The following is a 789-nucleotide window of genomic DNA, read 5'->3' on the forward strand; positions in this document are numbered from 1 at the left end:
ATCGCCGTGGGAACCTTCCGGCAGTCACGCTATGCAGCCAGAATCGCCCTGCCCGTGCCCACAATGCGCCGCAACGCAAAGGTAATCGCGGAAATTGGGTAGTTAAAGAACCTTGCGAAACAGATGAGCTGCGCCTACTCTTACAATCGGCGCATAGTTGGCAACTCAGGACGGGGGCTCGCAACATGGAAAAAACCTGTGCGCTAGATACTCGAGAAGTCGTTGAACTGCTTTGTGATATCGCTGATCAGGTATCAAGCATCGTTGGCGAAAAAGGGGCCATCAGCGTTTTTAGATATGCCGGCAGGGCGTTGGGCAAAAAATTGGCCGCAGGCAAGCATGGTAGTGCGGAAGATGCGCGCGCGATGGTATCCACTTTTTTTGTCGATAAGGAATTTATGGACCACATTCAACTCCAGGACCAAAATGCCGAGCTCTCTGGGTGTCGTATCGGCCGCGTTTTGGCAGAAAGAAATGTTCACCCAGGCTCCCACGCATTGTGTCACTTTGGATTCGGCCGTCATTGACGGGGTTACCGAGGCTGTTACTGGCAAGAAGGTGATTACTCTTCATGAGCATTCCGAGTTGCTGGGGGGCGGGGTACATTGCCGAGAAAGGTGGGGATAGGGTCATGATTACCACTCCACAAGCCACGCGGGATCCTTGTACAGGAATTGTCACGCTGCATGGTGAACCCCAGATTTTTCACTGCAATCATTACAATCGAGTTTTGCAGCTTATTATCGAGGACTGTCATTATATTGCGCGGGAGGCGATTCTGATCCGCTC

1 protein-coding gene is annotated in these 789 nt (G+C 52.1%); it reads left to right on the forward strand.

Features of this window, described 5'->3' with window-relative positions:
* The first annotated feature begins 185 nt into the window (after positions 1–185).
* Positions 186–527, forward strand: a complete 342-nt coding sequence (locus AB4090_RS15090) for a hypothetical protein (protein WP_369574697.1) — start codon at positions 186–188, stop codon at positions 525–527.
* Positions 528–789 lie beyond the last annotated feature (262 nt).

Origin of the sequence: Acidithiobacillus sp. IBUN Pt1247-S3 (genome assembly GCF_041146875.1) — a bacterium.
Taxonomy (GTDB): Bacteria; Pseudomonadota; Gammaproteobacteria; order Acidithiobacillales; family Acidithiobacillaceae; genus Igneacidithiobacillus.